Below are 20,167 nucleotides of genomic sequence, written 5' to 3'. Positions count from 1 at the left end.
CCGATAAACTTCCCGTCTGTCCAGTGTGGAAGTGCGTGACCACAACTCTGCGCTACCTACGTGGGATAAAATTCAATCCTTTCTCAAAAAGTAAAAAATCTGATTTCTATATGTGAAACGTGTCACTGAACCCAGAACCGGGTCGGCGCAAAAAAGGCTTCGAAATCAATACGGAGAGCCATTTATGAAAGCGGAAGAAGCCGAGAAAATCGTCGGGGCATTGAAAAACAAAAAGGCGAAAGTAAAGGCGATCGGAACCGAAGTGTCCGGGACCAAGGCAACCAAGTTGGAAAAGAAACTGCGCGACGGGTTGGAAGGCGCGTTGGGTGCCGACCTGTCCAAGGTCCGCGTTCACATCGGCGGGAATGCCGCCGATATCCGCAAAGAGCTAAAGGCAAAGGCCTTCACCAACGGAAACGACATTTACTTTGGCAAGGGTACGGATTCAAAGAACAACAAGTTGATTGCCCATGAAATCACTCATGTCGTGCAGCAGGCAAAAGGCAAGATGCCAAAACCCCAGAAAGGCAAGGTTCTGGTCTCGGGCTAATTCTTTCCGGTCGTGGGGAACAAAAACAGTGCAACCAAGGTCGGCTCTTGCTTGGGCCGACCTTGGTCGTTTCAGAAGGCTTTCCTGCCTATTCCGCCGCGATAGCGTCTTCGATCTTTTCGACGCGAATGGCCGAGAACTTGAACTCGGGGATTTTACCGTAAGGGTCGATGGCCGAGTTGGTCAGGATATTCGCCGCCGCCTCGACATAGGCAAACGGGATGAACACCATATCTTCGGCAATCGCCCGGTCGGCCCGCACCATGATCTCAATCGAGCCGCGACGCGTGGTCAGGCGGATCGTTTCGCCCGGCTCGATCCCCATCAGTTTTAGCTGACGCGGGTTCATCGAACAGTTCGCTTCCGGTTCCACGGCGTCCAGAACGGTGGCACGGCGGGTCATCGACCCCGTATGCCAATGCTCCAACTGACGGCCCGTGGTGGCGATCATCGGGTATTCGTCATCCGGCGCTTCATCCGGCGGGATGACACTGGCCGGGGTGAACCGCGCCCTGCCATCCGCGCGTGGGAAGCCATCGCCAAACACAATCGCCTGCCCCGGGTCGGTTTCGGAAAGCGACGGGTAGGTGATGGTTTCGGTCTCAAGCCGCTCCCACGTGATGTTGTCCAGCGAGGCCATGGTAAGCTTCATCTCGGCAAAGACCTGAGACACATCGGTGTAATCCCAGTTCAACCCAATCCGCTGCGCCAGTTCTACCGTGATCTTCCAATCCTCGCGCGCTTCGCCCGGAGGGGTCACGGCGGGCCGCACCCGCTGCACCTGACGGTTGGTGTTCGACACCGTGCCGTTCTTTTCATACAGCGCCGAGGCGGGCAGGATGATATCGGCATAGTTCGCCGTTTCGGTCAGGAAAATGTCCTGCACGATCATCAGATCCAGCTTGGCCAGCGCATCGCGCGCGTGGTTCACATCCGGGTCGGACATGGCCGGGTTTTCGCCCATGATGTACATGCCCTTGATGTTGCCCGCATAGGCTTGATCAATGATCTCGGTAACGGTCAGGCCCTTCTCGTTCGAAAAGTCGTCCGAGTTCCAGACGTTGTTGAATTTGGCGCGAATACCATCGTCCATGACCGACTGGTAATCCGGCAGGAACATCGGGATCAGACCTGCGTCCGAGGCGCCTTGCACGTTGTTCTGCCCCCGCAGCGGATGCAGACCCGCGCCGGGCTTGCCGACATTGCCGGTCATCAGGGCCAGCGAGATCAGACAGCGCGAGTTGTCGGTGCCGTGAATGTGCTGGCTGACGCCCATGCCCCAGAAGATCAGACCGGCCTTGGCCTGCGCAAAGGTCCGCGCGACGCGGCGCAGTTGGTCCGGCTCGATGCCGCAGATCGGGGCCATCGCCTCGGGCGTGAAGGCGCGCAGATGCTCTTTCTCGGCCTCCCAGTTTTCGGTCCAGCGGTGGATGTACTGGCTGTCATACAGCTCTTCCTCGACGATCACATTCATGATCGCGTTCAGCATCGAGACATCGGCCCCCGGACGGAATTGCAGCATCTCATCCGCAAACTTGCGCATGCCGACACCGCGCGGGTCCATCACGATCAGCTTGCCACCGCGCTTGGTGAACTGCTTGAAATAGGTCGCGGCGACGGGGTGGTTTTCAATCGGGTTCGCCCCGATGATGATCGCCACATCCGCGTTTTCGATCTCATTGAAGGTCGCGGTCACAGCACCTGAGCCCACGTTCTCGATCAGCGCTGCCACGGATGAGGCGTGGCACAGACGGGTGCAGTGGTCAACGTTGTTGTGCTTGAAGCCCTGACGGATGAACTTCTGGAACAGATACGCCTCTTCGTTGGTGCATTTGGCCGAACCAAAGCCCGCAACGCTGCGCGGGTCTTCTTCGCGCAGGGCTTTCAGCTTGGAGGCGGCCAGATCCATCGCCTCTTCCCAGGTCGCTTCGCGGAAATGGGTGCCCAGATTGCCGGGATCGACGTTCAGCCCCTTTTCAGGCGTATCCTCGCGCCGGATCAGCGGTTTGGTCAGGCGGTGCGGGTGGTGGATATAGTCGAACCCAAACCGGCCTTTGACGCACAGACGGCCTTCGTTCGCGGGGCCGTTGATCCCTTCGACATATTTGACCTTACCGTCCTTGACCTTCAGCGAGACCTTGCAGCCAACGCCGCAGAACGGGCAGACGCTTTCGGTCTCGGAATCGTAGTCCTTGCTGTCGCCCTTTTGCTGATCGTCCAGCACGGTGGCAGGCATCAGGGCGCCGGTCGGGCAGGCCTGAACGCATTCGCCACAGGCCACACAGGTCGAATCCCCCATCGGATCGTTCTGGTCGAACACCACCTGCGCCGTATGCCCGCGACCGGCCATGCCAATCACGTCATTCACCTGCACTTCCCGGCAGGCACGGACGCAGAGGTTGCAGTTGATGCAGGCGTCCAGATTGACGCGCATTGCAACGTGGCTGTCGTCCAGCAGCGGGATTTTCTCGGCCTCTTTTGCCGGGAAACGGCTGTCTGAAACATCGTTCAGCTTGGCCATATCCCAGAAATGGCTTGAGGTGTCATGCGCCTCTTCGGGCTGGTCGGCCACCAGCAGTTCCATGACCATCGCGCGCGATTTCTCGGCGCGGTCGCTGTCGGTCTTGACCACCATGCCGTCCGCCGCCGGACGGATGCACGAGGCGACCAACGTGCGCTCGCCTTCGACCTCGACCATACAGGCGCGGCAGTTGCCGTCGGGGCGATAGCCCGGCTGCGGCTTGTGGCACAGGTGCGGAATGGTGAACCCCTGCCCCTTGGCGGCTTCCCAGATGGTCCAGCCTTCGGGCACGGTGACGTCTTCGCCGTTCAGGTTGAAGGTGACGGTCTTGTTTGGGCTTGCATCAAGCATGGCTCTGTCTCCCCTCAGATTTCATCAGCGAAATGTTTCATGACAAGGCGGATCGGGTTCGGGGCCGCCTGCCCCAGACCGCAGATCGAGGCGTCGCCCATGACCTGACACAGATCCTCCAGCAGGTCCTGATCCCACTTGTCCGCCTGCATCAGCTTCACTGCCTTTTCACAGCCCGCCCGGCAGGGCGTGCACTGGCCGCAGCTTTCATCTTCGAAGAAGCGCAGCATGTTCAGCGCCGCATCGCGGGCGGTGTCCTGATCGGACAGGACCACCACGGCGGCCGACCCGATAAAGGTGCCATGCGGTTGCAGCGTGTCGAAATCCAGCGGGATATCATCCATCGATGCGGGCAACAGGCCCGAGGACGGCCCACCCGGCTGATACGCCTTGAAGGTCTGCCCTTCGGCCATGCCACCGGCAGCCTCGATCACGTCCAGAATGGTCGAGCCCGCAGGCAGCAGGTAGACCCCCGGCCGCGCCACCCGGCCCGAGACCGAATAGCTGCGGAGGCCCTTACGACCATTCTTTTCTGTGCTGTTGAGGCATTCCGGACCTTCGCGGCAGACTTTGGTGACCCAATACAGCGTCTCAACGTTGTGCACCAAGGTCGGACGGTTAAAGACCCCAACCTGCGCCACAAACGGAGGACGATGACGCGGCAAGCCCTTCTTGCCCTCAATCGACTCAATCATCGCGGATTCTTCACCGCAGATATAGGCACCGGCACCGCGGCGCAGATCGATATAGCCTTTCTCGACAATCCCCGCGTCTTCCAACGCGGCGATCTCGGTCGCGAGAATTTCTAGCACCGCCGGATATTCGTCGCGCATGTAGATAAAGCAGGTCTCGGCCTCGACCGCCCAAGCGGCGATCAACATGCCTTCGAGGAAGACATGCGGCGTACGTTCCAGATAGTAACGGTCCTTGAACGTGCCCGGCTCGCCCTCGTCCCCGTTCACGGCCAGATAGCGCGGGCCTTCGTTCATGCGCACGAAACCCCATTTCTTGCCGGACGGGAAGCCAGCGCCGCCCAGACCACGCAGGCCCGAGGCCAGAACGTCCTCTTGCACCTTCTCCCAATCGCCGCTGTCGCGCAGGTCTTTCAGCTTGGCATAGCCGCCATTTTCGGCGTAGGCGGCAAAGGTTTCGTAGTCGGGCAGATGAGCGTGGGTGTCACCTGCCGCAATCGCCGCCTGCACCTTTTCGGGGGTGGCGCGGTCGATGTGGTTATGACCGATCTCAAGCACCGGAGCCGTGTCGCAGCGGCCCATGCAGGGCGCGCGCACGACGCGGACCTCAGCCGGGTCCAATCCGTCTTCCAGCGCCTTCTGCAACTGCTGGGCACCGGCCATTTCGCAGGACAGGGAATCGCAGACCCGGATGGTCAGCGCGGGCGGGGGCGTCTCGCCCTCTTTCACCACGTCGAAATGAGCGTAGAAGGTGGCGGTCTCATAAATCTCGGCCTGCCCGATCCGCATTTCGACTGCCAAGGCGGCGATATGGTCGGCGCTGATATGGCCATGCGCATCCTGTATCAGATGCAGGAACTCGATCAGCAGGTCGCGGCGACGCGGGCGGTCGCCCAGCAGGCGTGTGATTTCCGCCTGCGCCTCATCCGTGAACTGACGGCCTTTGGGCGTGTGCCGCCCCTTGCCTTTACCTGACTTCCAGACGCCCTTGGGTGCGCCTGATGGCTTGGTGTCTAATGGTGCCATGATGCCCTCCGATTAAGGCCCGTGTCTCATCAGACTAACATATCGTCAAATCGCTTGTCGCAATCGTACGATAACGACAGCTTATCACCGCAAAGACGTCACCACAGCGCGCAGGGCCTCGACCGTGGGCAGCTCCGGGTCGCGGGTCAGGGTCGCCAGACAAATCGGTTTGCTGACTACGGGATCGACCAGAGGCAACACTCGCGTCCCCCTCAAATCGCCCAGCGCCCGCACCAGAACCCGGGGGACCACGGTGGCCGCCAACCCCTCACGCGCCATCACCATCGAGGCGGTGAAGCCGCTGGTTTCAGCCACCACATCCGGGTGCAGGCCCTGTTCAGCGAAAATCCGATCCAGAATGCGCCGGTTCTGCATCTGCGGCTCCAACAGGCTGAGCGGGAATTCGGCCACCTGCGCCCATGGGATCGGGCCGGTTTCATCCGTCATGTGGGACGGGACCAGCAGCACATAGGTCTCTTCATACAAGGGTTGCACCTGCCGCAGATCGGTGCCGATGCTGTCGCCATAGGTGATGCCCGCATCCAAACTGCCCTCGTCCAGCCGGTGCTGGATCGCGGTCGCGGACATGGTCTCGATCCGCGTGACGATACGGGGATGAGCGTCCCGCAACCGCTTGACCAGACGCCCGGTGAAAGCAATCGCAGTCGGAATCACGCCGAGGATCAGCGTACCGGTGATCTCACCCTTGGCGGCTAGCACCTGCTGTTCCAATGCCTTGGTGTCGTCCAGAATGCGCCGCGCCCGCTGGACAATCATCTCGCCCTCTTCGGTCAATCCCTGAAACCGGTTGGCACGGCGGACGATTGACACACCCAGCCGGTCTTCGAGGTTGCGGATACGCATTGAGAAGGCGGGCTGCGAAATCCCGCATTCTTCAGCTGCCTTGGCAAAATGACGATGCCGCGCAAGGGCGCTGAGGAGTTGGAGGTCGCGGATTTCGATCATTTGGAGATGTTTCTGATACAAGGCCACCGGGTTTTACACGATACCGAAGTGGGGCGCACGCCTTTGTGCACGAACAAGAACTCAATAACCACATTCTGCTTGTCCTTAGCATATTTAGAAAGGGAGAGCGCGCGGTCGACAGGATCCAGCCTGCACTTACCGCTTTAATAAAATACAGTGGTTTCATAAGGTAAGGTGGAATGAATGACAGAGCTGAATACGTTTGTAGTTGCGGTGAGAGTCCTAATAAACAATGCTTGATTTTGATCCCGGCCAACTAACCTTGGCCGCGCGCCGAAAAATAATTAAGCGTGCACGGCGAAATGTCAGTTCAGAAGTCGTCCTGATTTTGACTGCCGGTTTCGCATTGCTGTTGATAACGTCGTTTTGGTTTGGAAACCTGACGTTTCTGCCGCTAGCAGGAATACTGAACATGCGACCAACGGTAGTTTGGATTTGCTTGTCCGCATTCCTCTCAGGCGCTGCCGGCTTGGTTCACGGACTAATCGGAGTAAAGGTTGTTTCGCGTGCACGGGAACAGGAGTTCTTGATTCATCAATTCGACGAACTAAGAAACCGCTCTTAAAAAAAGATCAGTCGATCACCAAGCAGGCAACCGGCAAAAATCTAGTTAGTAGAACGATCCCCGCCCGGCCTTACGCGGCCAGCGACGGATCATTTTGTCACCAAGCTCGGCCGACGCGACGCCTATGCGTTGCAAGCCTTGCTCTACTGGTGACTTAACCAAAATAAGGCACGTCGCAGGCGACCTAACCAGTTCCGGTTCAGGTATTAAACAAAAAGTGCATCACATCGCCGTCCTTGACGATGTAGCCCTTGCCCTCGGCCCGCATCTTGCCCGCCTCTTTCGCACCCTGCTCACCATTCGCAGCGATGTAGTCGTCATAGGCGATGGTCTCGGCGCGGATGAAACCCTTTTCGAAATCGCCGTGGATCACACCAGCAGCCTGAGGCGCGGCGGTGCCGGTGCGGATGGTCCAGGCGCGGGCCTCTTTCGGGCCGACGGTGAAATAGGTTTCCAGTTTCAACAGGTCGTAGCCCGCGCGGATCAGGCGGTCGAGGCCGGGTTCTTCCAGGCCCATCTCTTCCAGGAACATCTGCGCTTCGTCCTGTTCCAGCAGGCTGATCTCTTCTTCGATCTTGGCGCTGATGATGACATGCGCGTTACCCTGCGCGGCGGCCATTTCGGCCACGCGGGCCGAATATTCATTGCCCTCGGCGGCTTCTTCCTCGGACACGTTGCAGACATAGAGCACCGGCTTGGTGGTCAGCAGTTGCAGCATTTTCCACGCTTTGGCGTCCTCGTCGGAGACTTCGACCAGACGCGCGGGTTTGCCGTTTTCCAGCATGGCCTGCGCCTCGGCCAGCAGACGCTCCTGCTGCTGCGCTTCTTTGTCGTTACCTTTCAGCTTGCGCACCAGATTGGCACGGCGCTTTTCGATGCTTTCCAGATCGGCCAGCATAAGCTCGGTCTCGATGGTATCGGCATCGGCTACCGGATCAACGCGGCCATCCACATGGGTCACATCGCCATCTTCGAAACAACGCAGCACATGGGCAATGGCATCGGTCTCGCGAATATTGGCCAGAAACTGGTTGCCTAGCCCCTCGCCCTTCGAGGCCCCTTTGACCAGACCGGCAATGTCCACGAACGTCATCCGGGTCGGGATGATCTGCTTCGATGAGGCAATCGCCGCCAGCTTATCCAGCCGGTCGTCAGGAACCGCCACATCCCCCACATTGGGTTCAATGGTGCAGAACGGGAAATTCGCCGCCTGCGCCGCCGCGGTCTTGGTCAGCGCGTTGAAGAGGGTCGACTTGCCCACATTCGGCAGACCCACGATTCCCATTTTAAAGCCCATTGCGGCCTCCTGAAAGCGATGTGACGGCGTCTTCTATGCACCTGCGGTGGAATGCGCAAGCAGTAGCGTGACGCGAAACGGACCGAGCCCAAATGGCCACATCACGAAACTGTTCCTAAATCGTGTTCTTGCGCGAATTGAAATTTACATCTTACGATAACCACTTAGCGCGTAACGATGTAACAGCCTTAGAAATACGGTTATGAAGAAGTTCCTTTTCGCCTCTGCTTTGGCGCTTGCCCTTCCTGCAGCAGCCCAGGCTCAATCCTTGATTTTTGGTGCCGGATACGCGGATTTTTCCGATGATGCCGCCGATGATCAGGCCCTTGTTTCGCTGGAATACCAGCATCAACCCTTTCACCAGGCGACCCGGTTCAGCGCCGGTTGGGGTGCGGCCCTGTCAGTTGACGCCGATGGCGGCGCCCATCTCGGGGCCGGTCTGATCGGGGTATACAGCCTCAATGACCGCTGGTTTGTCGAAGGCAGCGTGATGCCGGGATACTACAATGAAGGCAGCGATGAAAACGATCTGGGCGGCAGTTTCCAGATCCGCAGCCTTCTGGGCCTCGGCTATACGCTGAATGGCGGCGACAAGATCTCGGTTGCGATCACCCACAAGTCGAACGCCAGCACGCAGGACCCGAACCCGGGCGTGAACACCCTGCTCTTGCGGTATCATCTGGGCTTCTGATCCGTTCTGGTCCGGGCGGGATTGATTTTCGGTGAAACTTTCTGCACATCAGGTCCAAACCTGATTGCAAGGACATCCGATGACCCGTATCGACGCCAAGTTTGCCGCCCTGAAAGCTGAAGGCAAGAAAGCATTTGTTGCCTATGTCATGGCCGGCGACCCCGATTATGACACCTCGCTGGAGGTGGTCAAAGGGTTGCCGGGCGCAGGCGTGGATGTGATCGAGCTGGGTTTACCCTTCACCGACCCGATGGCGGACGGCCCCACCATTCAGGCCGCAGGCCAACGCGCGCTGGACGGTGGGATGACGTTGCAGCGGACGCTGGATCTGGCGCGCGCTTTCCGTGAAAGCGACGACACCACGCCGATTGTGCTGATGGGCTACTACAACCCGATCTACAGCCGGGGCGTGGACGCGTTTCTGGCGGATGCCAAGGCCGCGGGAATCGATGGCCTGATCGTTGTTGACCTGCCGCCGGAAGAAGATGAAGAGCTTTGCCTGCCCGCTCAGGCGGCGGGCCTGAATTTCATTCGCCTGGCCACGCCAACAACCGACGACAAACGCCTGCCGCGCGTGCTGCAGAATACCTCGGGCTTTGTCTACTATGTCTCGATCACGGGCATCACCGGCGCGGCAGAGGCCGAAGCCACCAATGTCGGACCCGAGGTCGCACGGATCAAATCCGCGACCGATTTGCCCGTCATCGTAGGCTTTGGCATCAATACGCCTGAAAAATCGCGCGCGATTGCAACTGTTGCAGACGGCGCGGTCGTCGGTTCGGCCATTGTCAGCCAGATCGGCGCAGGCAAGCCGGTTGCCGAGGTGCTGGATTTTGTCAAATCCCTGTCCGACGGGGCCCATTCCGTCTGAATAAACGCATCCTAAACTACTTGAGCAAAGCCGCAGCCGGGTCACCCCGCTGCGGCTTTTGTTTTACCGGGGAGTGAACACGGAAAAGGCAATCACGAAAGGCGTAGTGAGGATCTTCAAAACTTGGTAAGAATTTCTAACCAAAACCTCAAAGGTCTGCTACATGCCCGTGATTACCAATATCGATGACCTCAAACGCATCTATGAACGCCGCGTGCCGCGCATGTTCTACGACTATGCGGAAAGCGGCAGCTGGACCGAGCAGACCTTTCATGAAAACAGCTCGGATTTCCAACAGATCCGGCTGCGCCAGCGGGTCGCGGTGGACATGGCGGGGCGTTCGACAGCGTCGCAAATGATCGGACAGGATGTATCGATGCCTGTTGCGCTTGCGCCTGTCGGACTGACCGGAATGCAACATGCGGATGGGGAAATGAAAGCCGCCAAGGCCGCCGAGGAATTCGGCGTGCCGTTCACCTTGTCCACCATGTCCATCAACTCGATCGAGGATGTGGCCGAGCACACAACCAAACCGTTCTGGTTTCAGCTGTATACGATTAAGGATACAGACTACGTCAGCCGACTGATCCAGCGCGCGAAAGATGCAAATTGTTCCGCTCTGGTCATAACGCTGGATCTGCAAATCCTGGGCCAGCGGCACAAGGATCTGAAAAACGGCCTGTCCGCCCCGCCCAAGCTGACCCTGAAAACCATCGCGAACCTGATGACCAAATGGTCTTGGGGCATCGAAATGCTGCGCGCCAAACGGCGAGAGTTCGGGAATATCGTTGGCCATGTCGAGGGCATTTCAGATGCGTCCTCGCTGGGCGCATGGACCGCGGAACAGTTCGATCCAAGCCTGGACTGGACGAAGGTCGAAAAGCTGATGGAGCAATGGGGCGGTAAGGTGATCCTGAAGGGTATTTTGGACGCCGACGACGCAAAAATGGCGGCCAAACTGGGGGCAGACGCTATTATTGTGTCAAACCACGGCGGTCGCCAACTGGACGGCGCGCTCAGTTCGATCCGGGTGCTACCGGAAATCATGGATGCGGTTGGCGGAGATACCGAAGTGCATCTGGACAGCGGCATCCGGTCGGGGCAGGACGTTCTGAAAGCTTTGGCGCTTGGTGCGAGAGGCACCTATATCGGCCGCGCCTTCGTCTATGGCCTGGGTGCGATGGGACAAGCCGGTGTGACCACCGCCCTTGAGGTGATCCAAAAAGAGCTCGACACCACTATGGCGCTTTGCGGGGAACGCAAAGTGACCGATCTGGGCCGTCACAACTTGTTGGTCCCCGAAGATTTTGGTGGGCGTTGGCAAAGCTGATGGGCGTGCGCAGGGGGCTCTGCCCCCGCCGCCCTTCGGGCGGCTCCCCCGAGATATTTGTAGCCAGATGAAGCATGGATCCTTTATTCATCTGGCTATAAATATCCCGGAGCGCGAGGCAGAGCCTCGCAAAAAGGAAAACCGCCAAAAACCCCTTTCCAAACCCAATGAATCAAGCTAAGGACGCGGCTTCACGCGGGCATACAGCCTTGGAGGATGCCCGCCCTAACATTGGAGAATTATCATGGCTGGAGAGATTCCTGATCTCGTAGCTCTGGAACGGACGGGGACAGGCAAGGGCGCCGCTCGTCAGGCACGCCGCGACGGCATGGTTCCGGGCATTGTTTTTGGTGGCGATAAAGAGCCGCTGCCGATTCAGATCCCGTTCAACGTTCTGTTCAAGCGCCTGAAAGCGGGTCGGTTCAAGTCGACACTGTGGAACCTGAAGGTCGAAGGCCACGAAGACGTTCGCGTCATCTGCCGCGACGTTCAGCGTGACGTTGTCAAAGACCTGCCGACCCACCTGGACCTGATGCGCCTGCGCCGGACCACCAAGATCGCGCTGTACATCCCCGTTGAGTTCATCAACGAAGAAGCAGCACCCGGCATCAAGAAGGGCGGCGTTCTGACTGTCGTCCGCCCGGAAGTCGAACTGATGTGCACCGCCGGTGACATTCCTGAGAAGATCACCGTTGATCTGACCGGCCTGAACATCAACGACGTTGTCACCATCTCGTCGGTTGATCTGCCTGCTGGCACCAAGCCGACCATCGACCGTGACTTCGTGATCGCCAACATCTCAGCGCCGACCGGTCTGTCGACCAGCGACGATGAAGAAGGCGAAGAAGTGGCCGCGGACGAAGTAGAAGTCGTCGGCCAGGAAGCTGCAGAAGAATAAATCCGGACCCAACGATTTGGATTTTGAAACGGGGCTCATTTCGGGCCCCGTTTTCTTTTGGTCGGGCTGGAATCGGGTGGTATTCCGTGCCATCAACCCCCTGCACTGCACGAAGGACGAGACGATGAAACTGTTTGTCGGATTGGGGAACCCGGGTTCAAAATACGCCCGCAACCGGCACAATATCGGCTTCATGGCCGTGGACCGGATTGCCGAGGATCACGGGTTTAGCCCCTGGAAGTCCAAATTTCAGGCCGAGATCGCCGAAGGGCGTCTTGGCGGCGAAAAAGTGCTGCTGATCAAGCCCCAGACCTTCATGAACCGTTCGGGTCAATCCGTGGGCGAGGCGATGCGGTTCTACAAGCTGGACTCGACCGACGTGACGGTGTTTCACGACGAATTGGATCTGGCCCCCGGCAAGGTGCGCGTCAAGGCGGGCGGCGGGCATGCCGGGCATAACGGTCTGCGTTCGATCCACGAACATATCAGCCCGGCCTACGACCGGGTTCGGCTGGGCATCGGGCATCCGGGGCGCAAGGAAATGGTGTCGCCCTATGTGCTAGGCGATTTTGCCAAAGCCGATGGCGATTGGCTTGAGGATGTGCTGCGCGGTGTCTCGGATGGTGCTGGGCACCTGGCCGATGGCGATGGCGGCAAGTTCATGAATGCGGTCGCCCTGCGCACCGCTCCACCGCGATCATCCAAACCCCCTGCAAAACCGGCTGCGCCTGCCATCAAAGCCGAACCAGAGCCCCAGCCGGACGACCGTTCGGCGATGCAAAAACTGCTGGATAAGTTCAAGTAGAATCCGCGTGCAGTGCCGCCACGTCCCAATCGCGAATTGAACGAACCGCGTTCTACAACAATCCGCAAATTGGAGGAGATCTATGAGAAAATTGTTGAAGTGGGTGCTGCGCATCCTGCTCATTCTGGTGCTGGCAGCGGCGGTTGTCGGATTCTGGAAGCGCGAAGAGATCAAGCGCCTGATGGCCGTGAACTCTCTGTTTTCGGAGGAGAAAATTGTCTACAATTTCTCTCATATGGATGAGGCATTCCTGACGGCGAACCTGCCGCGCGGTGACGGGCCGGTGTCCGAACTTCCTTATGGCGCTGGTATCGAGCTGCCTGACGGAACCGACCAATGGCTTGAGGAACGGTCGCTGACATCCTTGCTGGTGATCAAGGACGGGCAGATTCTGTTCGAAGACTATTATCAGGGCACCACGCCCGAGGATCGGCGAATCTCCTGGTCGGTCGCCAAAAGCTATCTTGCCACCTTGTTCGGTATCGTGATGGCCGAGGGGGCTATCGACTCGCTGGATGATCCGGTGGTGAAATACGCGCCAAGCCTGAAGGGCACAGCTTATGACGGCGCGACGATCCGCAATGTGTTGAACATGGCCAGCGGCGTCACCTTCGACGAAGACTATCTGGACTACGACTCGGACATTAACCGGATGGGCCGCGTTATTGCTTTGGGCGGTGAGTTGGACGATTTCGCGGCCTCGTTGCAGGACACGTTCGTAACCCCGGGCGAGGATTGGCAATATGTATCGATCGACACCCATGTCATCGGCATGGTGATCCGTGGTGCGACCGGGCGCAGCGTGACAGACCTGTTGACGGAAAAGGTCATACAGCCGCTGGGTCTGGAACAGGATGGCTTCTACATCACCGATGGTGACGGGGTTGCGTTTGTGTTGGGCGGTCTGAACTTCACCACCCGAGACTTCGCCCGGTTCGGTCAGATGATCCTGCAAGAGGGCGAATACAACGGAAAGCAGATCGTTTCGGCTGAATGGATCGCCGAAGCCGTTGCGCCCAGCGCCCCGACAGCGCCCGATGAATACGGCTACGGCTATCAATGGTGGATCCCGCCCGGCGCGCATGAAGGTGAATTTATGGCCCGTGGTGTCTATGGACAGCACATCTATATCGACCGGGCGCGCGGTGTTCTGATCGTCTCGACGGCTGCGGATCGTAAGTTCCGTGAACCGGGCATGAACGATGTGAATTTGGGAATGTTTCGCAAGATTGCCGAAAGCCTGTAAGGTAGGTCCATGCAAAAGCAGGACAGCATCAATGTGTTGGGGGGCGTTCTCGCCCCCTGCTCGCGCGATCCCCTGACCGGGTTCTTCCGCGATGGGGCCTGCAACACCTGTCCCGAGGATCAGGGCAGCCATACGGTCTGCGCCGTGATGACCGCCGAGTTTCTGGCCTATTCGAAATATGTCGGAAACGATTTAAGCACCCCACGTCCCGAATTCGATTTTCCCGGCCTCAAACCCGGCGATAGCTGGTGCCTGTGCGCGGGTCGGTTCCTGCAAGCCCATGACGAGGGCTGCGCCCCGCAGGTGCATCTTGAGGCCACGCATCATCGGGCGCTGGAGATTGTGCCGCTGGACATATTGCGTCAACACTCCACCAAGACCGACTGACGCCACCTGAAATTCGGCATCAAAGACCACAGCCCGCCACGACCCGATAAGCCAACGCACCCCGAGAACTTACGAGGGAGCACCTGAGCTTTATCGCAATGAACCGTTTTTAGGTCCGTTTGGCACCGCGTAATTCGAAGGGCTAGAGACCGCTCAGCACGAAGGACAAAGAAAAACCGGCCCCCACATGTGGGCCGGTTCTATCCGTTCGAAGGTTTCAGCGCTTAGTCCGCCGTGCGGCCTTCGGTGTCTGACATGTCGAAGTTCAGGTACTTCGCAACGGTCTGCACATCCTTGTCCCCGCGACCGCACATGTTCATGCAGATCAGGTGATCTTTGGGCAGATCGGGCGCGATTTTCATCACATGGGCCAGCGCATGGCTGGGCTCAAGCGCCGGAATGATACCTTCGGTGGCGCAGCACAGCTGGAACGCCTCCAGCGCTTCTTTGTCGGTGATTGCGACATAGTTTGCGCGACCAATATCATTCAGCCACGAGTGTTCGGGCCCGATACCCGGGTAATCCAGCCCGGCAGAGATCGAATAACCTTCGAGGATCTGGCCATCGTCATCCTGCAACAGATAGGTGCGGTTGCCGTGCAGCACACCGGGGCGACCACCGGTCAAAGAGGCGCAGTGTTCCATCTTCTCGTTCACGCCCTTACCGCCGGCCTCGACGCCGATGATATTGACCTCTTTGTCGTCGAGGAACGGATAGAACAGGCCCATCGCGTTCGAACCACCGCCAATGGCGGCGATGATCGTGTCAGGCAGACGGCCCTCGGCCTTCATCATCTGCTCTTTGGCTTCCTTGCCGATGATCGACTGGAAGTCACGGACCATTGCCGGATAGGGGTGAGGGCCAGCGACGGTGCCGATGCAGTAGAACGTGTCGCGCACATTGGTTACCCAATCCCGCAACGCGTCGTTCATCGCGTCTTTCAGCGTTCCTCTGCCGCTTGTCACCGGGATCACCTCGGCCCCCAGCAGACGCATGCGGAACACGTTCGGGGCCTGACGCTGTACGTCATGGGCACCCATGTAGACGATGCATTTCAGGCCGAACTTGGCGCAGACGGTGGCGGTGGCAACGCCGTGCTGCCCTGCCCCGGTTTCGGCGATGATCCGGGTCTTGCCCATACGGCGTGCCAGAATGATCTGGCCCAGCACGTTGTTGATCTTGTGTGCGCCGGTGTGGTTCAGCTCGTCACGTTTCAGGTAGATCTTCGCGCCGCCCAGATGCTCGGTCAGGCGTTCGGCGTAATACAGCGGCGAGGGGCGGCCCACATAATTGGCCCACAGATCATCCATCTCGGCCCAGAAGGTCGGATCATCCTTGGCCTTGTTGTATTCCTCTTCCAGCGACAGGATCAGGGGCATCAGCGTTTCACTGACGAACCGTCCGCCGAAGATACCGAAACGCCCCTGTTCATCGGGGCCGGACATGAAAGAGTTGAAAAGATCGTTGGCCATGGGTGTCTCCACTCGTCGTACCCGTTGTTCATAGGAGGTGGCGGCGGGATTTGCCATGGGCAAAACGCATCATGACGCGCGATCTGTGTACTGCTGCCAAACGTCCACGGCCTGCTGGGGCGTCGGTACGCCAATGCAAGGAAAGTGATAAAACCGGTTCACATTTGCCAGCCGGTCAGCCGCCAGCATCACGCGGCGATGCGGGCCGGATTGCGCGAAGGTCAGCATCGCCTCGATATCCTGCCAGACGCTGAGCGAGAAATAGAGGCCCGCCTGATGGAACACGTCCGCATGGACGCATAGCGGGTCGCCCTTGGCCTGATGCAACGCCTGTCGCGTGCGCCAGAAGAACTCGGGCGCGTTGTACCAATGTTTCAGCGAAATACCGCCAATGGCTGCCAGCATGTTCCATCTCCCCTTGCAGGAGATACGAAACAAGGCGCGGATCAGATCACCCCAGCGCGGCTGCGAAGGCTTTGATCAGGGCCGCGTCCTTTTCGCCCGGGGCCGATTCAACGCCGGATGAAACATCGACCTGCTGCGCACCGGTCATGCGAACAGCCTCTGCCACGTTTTCAGGCGTCAGGCCGCCGGCCAGCATCCAGGGACGCCGCCAGTATTTGCGACCGGCCAGCAAGCGCCAATCAAAGGCCAACCCGTTGCCGCCGGGAAGCTCTGCATTGCGGGGCGGTTTGGCATCGATCAGCAGTTGGTCGGCCACATCCGAAAACAGGTCAATCGCGGCCAGATCCTCGGCCTCGGCCACGCCAATGGCTTTCATCACAGGCAGGCCGTAGCGGGTACGCACCTGCGCCACGCGGTCGGGGCTTTCCTTGCCATGCAGTTGCAGCATGTCCAGCGGGACGGTCGAGGTAATGGCGTCCAATTCCTCATCCGTCGCGTTGACGACCAAGGCCACTTTTGCGACGCCTGCCGGAACCTGATGCGCCAATACGGCTGCGTCTGCTGCCGTCACATTACGGGGCGATTTGGAAAAAAACACAAACCCAACATAGCCCGCCCCGGCCTCGGCCGCAGCGCGCACATGTTCAGGGGCGGACAAGCCGCAGATCTTGAACCTTACATCGGACATTGGGTGCGCCTTAGCTGGCTTCGTCCAGAATGGCCAGAACTTCGTCTTTGCCTTCGTTCTGCTTTTTCTTCAGCTTCTTGACTTCACGCTCAAGCTTGCGGACTTCGCCTTTTTTCACGGTCGCGTCCTTGCGATGCTTGTGCTCGCGCAGCCATTCCCACAGGAACCCGATGACCAGACCGGCCACAACGCCACCCAGCACCACCAGAAACAAGGGCAAAGTGGTGGTCAGATTGAACCCCAGCAATTCGGCCAGAGCGTCAGGCATCAGCTTGAGTTCAACCGATTGAACATTGGCCAGAGACACCGAAATCAGGATGATCCCCAGGGTCCCGAGAAAAGCATATCGAAGGTAGCGCATCATGGGGTCAGGCTTTACCGTTCAATCGGTCCCTTAGCAACTTACCCGTCTTGAAAAATGGTACACATTTTTCTTCGACCTGAACGGTCTCACCGGTGCGGGGGTTTCGCCCGACACGGGCATCGCGCTTTTTCACAGAAAATGCACCAAATCCGCGCAGCTCGACCCGGTCGCCGCGGGCCATGGCATCTGTCACTTCCTCAAATACGGTGTTCACGATCCGCTCGACGTCACGCTGATAAAGATGTGGATTTTCGTCGGCAATCTTCTGAATCAATTCTGAACGGATCATTCGTACTACCCCTCCCAGGCGGCCGGTGTGACAGGTCTACTGTTCTGACAGTATAGGGAAAAAGCCGGATCAGGGGAAAGCAAACTATGGGCGAAGGCATGGGAATTTGGCGCGGACTCACGCGATTTTTTGCCAGTTTTCCCGTTTTCCACACTTAATGCGCGAGCGATACCCCGAATAAGCCGATGAATCGGAACATATTGATTCGCAACAAAAACGGCCCCGCGCGGGTGCGCGAGGCCGTAATTCATGATTGGGACTGCGCCCGGGCTTAGTCGCCCGATTTCAGCGCTGCACCCAGGATATCGCCCAGCGATGCGCCCGAGTCGGAAGAACCGTACTGTTCCACGGCCTCTTTCTCTTCGGCGATCTCGCGTGCCTTGATCGACAGGCCCAGACGGCGGGTCTTGCTGTCAACGTTGGTGACGCGAACGTCGACCTTGTCACCGACCGAGAAACGCTCGGGGCGCTGTTCGGCACGGTCACGGCTCAGGTCCGAACGGCGGATGAAGGACTTCATGCCTTCGTATTCGACCTCGATGCCGCCATCTTCGATAGCAGTCACTTCGACAGTGATGACCGAGCCACGCTTCACGCCGCCCACGGCTTCGGCGAACTTGTCACCGCCCAGGGCTTTGATCGACAGCGAGATACGCTCTTTCTCGACGTCCACTTCCGAGACAACCGCCTGAACGACGTCGCCCTTGCGGTAGTTCTGGATCGCATCCTCGCCACGCTCGTCCCAGGACAGGTCGGACAGGTGAACCATGCCGTCGATGTCGCCTTCGAGGCCAATGAACAGACCGAATTCGGTGATGTTCTTGACTTCGCCTTCGACCTCGGTGCCCTCGGGGTGGGTTTCTGCAAACACTTCCCACGGGTTGCGCATGGTCTGCTTCAGGCCCAGAGACACGCGACGCTTGGCGCCGTCGATTTCCAGAACCATAACGTCGACTTCCTGGCTGGTCGAAACGATCTTGCCGGGGTGGACGTTTTTCTTGGTCCAGGACATCTCGGACACGTGCACCAGACCTTCGACACCGGCTTCCAGCTCGACGAACGCGCCGTAATCGGTGATGTTGGTGACGCGACCCTGATGAACCGAGCCCAGCGGGTATTTCGCAGCAACCAGATCCCACGGATCTTCCTGCAGCTGCTTCATGCCCAGGCTGATGCGGTGGGTCTCTTTGTTGATCTTGATGACCTGAACCTTGATGGTTTCGCCGATCGTCAGGATCTCGGACGGGTGGTTGACACGACGCCATGCCATGTCGGTGACGTGCAGCAGGCCGTCAACGCCGCCCAGGTCAACAAATGCACCGTATTCGGTGATGTTCTTGACGACACCCTCGACGGTCTGACCTTCGGACAGGTTGCCGATAACCTCGGCACGCTGTTCGGCACGCGATTCTTCCAGGATTGCGCGGCGCGACACAACGATGTTGCCACGGCGGCGGTCCATTTTCAGAATCTGGAACGGCTGCTTCAGACCCATCAGCGGGCCAGCGTCGCGCACGGGGCGGACGTCAACCTGCGAGCCGGGCAGGAACGCAACTGCGCCACCCAGATCGACGGTGAAGCCACCTTTGACGCGACCAAAGATTGCACCTTCGACGCGCTGGTCGTCGGCATATGCTTTTTCCAGACGGTCCCATGCCTCTTCACGGCGAGCCATCTCGCGCGAGATGACGGCTTCGCCACGGGCGTTTTCTGCGGCGCGCAGGTAAACTTCGACCTCGTCACCTACAGCGATTTCAGGGGCTTCGCCGGGATTTGCGAATTCTTTCAGATCAACGCGGCCTTCCATTTTGTAGCCGACGTCGATGATGGCTTGGCCGGCTTCGATCGCCAGAACCTTGCCTTTGACAACAGAACCCTCTTCGGGTGTGTCCATTTCGAAGCTTTCATTCAGGAGGGCTTCGAATTCCTCCATGGATGCGTTAGCCATGTGGCGTTGTTTTCCTTTACATACGTTTTTGCTGGCCGAGCGGTTGTCTCCGCCGGTCTTGTTTGATGGTGCCTTCAGGCGTGATCCGGGGCGCATCCGATTACACAAACACAAAGGGCCGAGGTGACCCGGCCCTGCTCAGATACGTCATCCGGACGTTGACCGCCCGTGTTAAGACGGGTGCTCTATAGCGGGTTGGGTCCGGTCCCGCAAGTCGAAAGCCATCTGCGCCCGAAGACATGCCCGAACTTGCCGGTTTCACAATTACTTGATGCCGCGCGTGTCCGGTTGCCCCCGCTGGCGGGACACGGCACCTGACGGTCAATCACAACAAGACACGGAGCCGTCGCCCCATGGGAGAGTTCGACCTTATCGTTTCACAGCAGCCACAGTGGATTCAGATCTGGATGAAAATCCTGACCCTCGGGGCCTTTATCCTACCCTTTGCGCTGCTGATCTGGCGGCAATCGCGCCTTGTTGCGGTTGTCACGGTCGTCGGCACCGTGCTGGCGGCGCTGGGGGTCAAGTTTATCTTCACCCAGATGGGGTATGTGCGGCTGATGGGGCTGGGCCATATCCCGTTCTGGACACCGCTGGCCATTTACCTGTGGTTCCAGCAGGCCCGCGCCGATATGCCGACGCCGCCCCGGTGGATCATCCGCTTCGCCCTGCTGACAATCGTGATCTCGCTTGCCTTCGACTACATCGATGTGATCCGCTATCTGCTGGGTGAGCGGACGCCGGTGCCTGTACCGGCGTAAACCGTCACCATCTTGGTTTTTCG

The 20,167-nt window shown here is 58.8% G+C and carries 19 protein-coding genes; 9 read left to right on the top strand and 10 right to left on the bottom strand.

Going from position 1 to position 20,167, the window contains the following annotated elements; translation table 11 throughout:
• The first annotated feature begins 184 nt into the window (after positions 1–184).
• Positions 185–550, top strand: a complete 366-nt coding sequence (locus tag ACR0AC_RS13870) for an eCIS core domain-containing protein (RefSeq protein ID WP_170454381.1) — start codon at positions 185–187, stop codon at positions 548–550.
• An 88-nt stretch (positions 551–638) separates the two neighbouring features.
• Here the strand turns inward: ACR0AC_RS13870 and fdhF are convergent, their stop codons facing one another.
• The 4 genes from fdhF to ychF all read right to left on the bottom strand — a co-directional run bounded on the left by fdhF (position 639) and on the right by ychF (position 7,989).
• Positions 639–3,422 carry a formate dehydrogenase subunit alpha gene (gene fdhF, locus ACR0AC_RS13865; protein ID WP_480874143.1) on the bottom strand — a complete coding sequence of 928 codons (2,784 nt, stop codon included), beginning with the start codon at positions 3,420–3,422 and terminating at the stop codon, positions 639–641.
• Between the two features lie 14 nt (positions 3,423–3,436).
• Positions 3,437–5,140, bottom strand: coding sequence for an NAD(P)H-dependent oxidoreductase subunit E (locus ACR0AC_RS13860; RefSeq protein WP_480874141.1), 1,704 nt, complete (start codon positions 5,138–5,140; stop codon positions 3,437–3,439).
• An 84-nt stretch (positions 5,141–5,224) separates the two neighbouring features.
• Positions 5,225–6,106 carry a LysR family transcriptional regulator gene (locus ACR0AC_RS13855; RefSeq protein WP_170520472.1) on the bottom strand — a complete coding sequence of 294 codons (882 nt, stop codon included), beginning with the start codon at positions 6,104–6,106 and terminating at the stop codon, positions 5,225–5,227.
• A gap of 785 nt (positions 6,107–6,891) precedes the next feature.
• Entirely contained in the window at positions 6,892–7,989 is a 1,098-nt protein-coding gene (ychF, locus tag ACR0AC_RS13850; RefSeq protein WP_480874138.1) for a redox-regulated ATPase YchF, read from the bottom strand.
• 202 nt (positions 7,990–8,191) lie between these two features.
• Here ychF and ACR0AC_RS13845 point away from each other — a divergent pair, with 202 nt between their 5' ends.
• The 7 genes from ACR0AC_RS13845 to ACR0AC_RS13815 all read left to right on the top strand — a co-directional run bounded on the left by ACR0AC_RS13845 (position 8,192) and on the right by ACR0AC_RS13815 (position 14,217).
• Complete coding sequence (locus tag ACR0AC_RS13845; protein WP_170454392.1) at positions 8,192–8,680, top strand: acyloxyacyl hydrolase; 489 nt, start codon at positions 8,192–8,194, stop codon at positions 8,678–8,680.
• A 79-nt stretch (positions 8,681–8,759) separates the two neighbouring features.
• Positions 8,760–9,551 carry a tryptophan synthase subunit alpha gene (trpA, locus tag ACR0AC_RS13840; RefSeq protein WP_170454394.1) on the top strand — a complete coding sequence of 264 codons (792 nt, stop codon included), beginning with the start codon at positions 8,760–8,762 and terminating at the stop codon, positions 9,549–9,551.
• A 163-nt stretch (positions 9,552–9,714) separates the two neighbouring features.
• Positions 9,715–10,881, top strand: coding sequence for an alpha-hydroxy acid oxidase (locus ACR0AC_RS13835; RefSeq protein WP_480874135.1), 1,167 nt, complete (start codon positions 9,715–9,717; stop codon positions 10,879–10,881).
• A gap of 244 nt (positions 10,882–11,125) precedes the next feature.
• Positions 11,126–11,779 (top strand): 50S ribosomal protein L25/general stress protein Ctc, encoded by a 654-nt coding sequence (locus tag ACR0AC_RS13830; protein ID WP_170454398.1) that lies wholly within the window; start codon positions 11,126–11,128, stop codon positions 11,777–11,779.
• Positions 11,780–11,903: 124 nt separating this feature from the next.
• Positions 11,904–12,584: an aminoacyl-tRNA hydrolase gene (gene pth / locus ACR0AC_RS13825; RefSeq protein WP_170454400.1), complete on the top strand. Its 681-nt coding sequence runs from the start codon at positions 11,904–11,906 to the stop codon at positions 12,582–12,584.
• 82 nt (positions 12,585–12,666) lie between these two features.
• Positions 12,667–13,830 (top strand): serine hydrolase domain-containing protein, encoded by a 1,164-nt coding sequence (locus ACR0AC_RS13820; RefSeq protein ID WP_170454402.1) that lies wholly within the window; start codon positions 12,667–12,669, stop codon positions 13,828–13,830.
• Positions 13,831–13,839: 9 nt separating this feature from the next.
• Positions 13,840–14,217 (top strand): DUF2237 domain-containing protein, encoded by a 378-nt coding sequence (locus tag ACR0AC_RS13815; RefSeq protein ID WP_170623822.1) that lies wholly within the window; start codon positions 13,840–13,842, stop codon positions 14,215–14,217.
• A 224-nt stretch (positions 14,218–14,441) separates the two neighbouring features.
• Here the strand turns inward: ACR0AC_RS13815 and trpB are convergent, their stop codons facing one another.
• The 6 genes from trpB to rpsA form a co-directional block, all read right to left on the bottom strand.
• Positions 14,442–15,689 carry a tryptophan synthase subunit beta gene (gene trpB / locus ACR0AC_RS13810; protein ID WP_170454406.1) on the bottom strand — a complete coding sequence of 416 codons (1,248 nt, stop codon included), beginning with the start codon at positions 15,687–15,689 and terminating at the stop codon, positions 14,442–14,444.
• 69 nt (positions 15,690–15,758) lie between these two features.
• Complete coding sequence (locus tag ACR0AC_RS13805) at positions 15,759–16,094, bottom strand: hypothetical protein (protein WP_480580099.1); 336 nt, start codon at positions 16,092–16,094, stop codon at positions 15,759–15,761.
• A 46-nt stretch (positions 16,095–16,140) separates the two neighbouring features.
• A complete protein-coding gene (locus ACR0AC_RS13800) occupies positions 16,141–16,782 on the bottom strand; it encodes a phosphoribosylanthranilate isomerase (protein ID WP_480874129.1) in 642 nt (213 codons plus the stop codon).
• Between the two features lie 10 nt (positions 16,783–16,792).
• Complete coding sequence (locus ACR0AC_RS13795; protein WP_170454588.1) at positions 16,793–17,143, bottom strand: LapA family protein; 351 nt, start codon at positions 17,141–17,143, stop codon at positions 16,793–16,795.
• Positions 17,144–17,150: 7 nt separating this feature from the next.
• On the bottom strand, positions 17,151–17,435 hold the full coding sequence (gene ihfB, locus ACR0AC_RS13790; RefSeq protein ID WP_050603110.1) for an integration host factor subunit beta: 285 nt from the start codon (positions 17,433–17,435) through the stop codon (positions 17,151–17,153).
• A gap of 271 nt (positions 17,436–17,706) precedes the next feature.
• Positions 17,707–19,383: a 30S ribosomal protein S1 gene (gene rpsA, locus ACR0AC_RS13785; protein ID WP_170454410.1), complete on the bottom strand. Its 1,677-nt coding sequence runs from the start codon at positions 19,381–19,383 to the stop codon at positions 17,707–17,709.
• Positions 19,384–19,736: 353 nt separating this feature from the next.
• On the opposite strand from rpsA, the gene ACR0AC_RS13780 reads away from it, so the two are divergent.
• Positions 19,737–20,144 (top strand): hypothetical protein, encoded by a 408-nt coding sequence (locus ACR0AC_RS13780; protein ID WP_170623827.1) that lies wholly within the window; start codon positions 19,737–19,739, stop codon positions 20,142–20,144.
• The last annotated feature ends 23 nt before the right edge of the window (positions 20,145–20,167 follow it).

The sequence above is a fragment of the Ruegeria sp. H7 genome, assembly GCF_056532945.1.
This window is presented reverse-complemented; position numbering and strand designations above follow the sequence as displayed.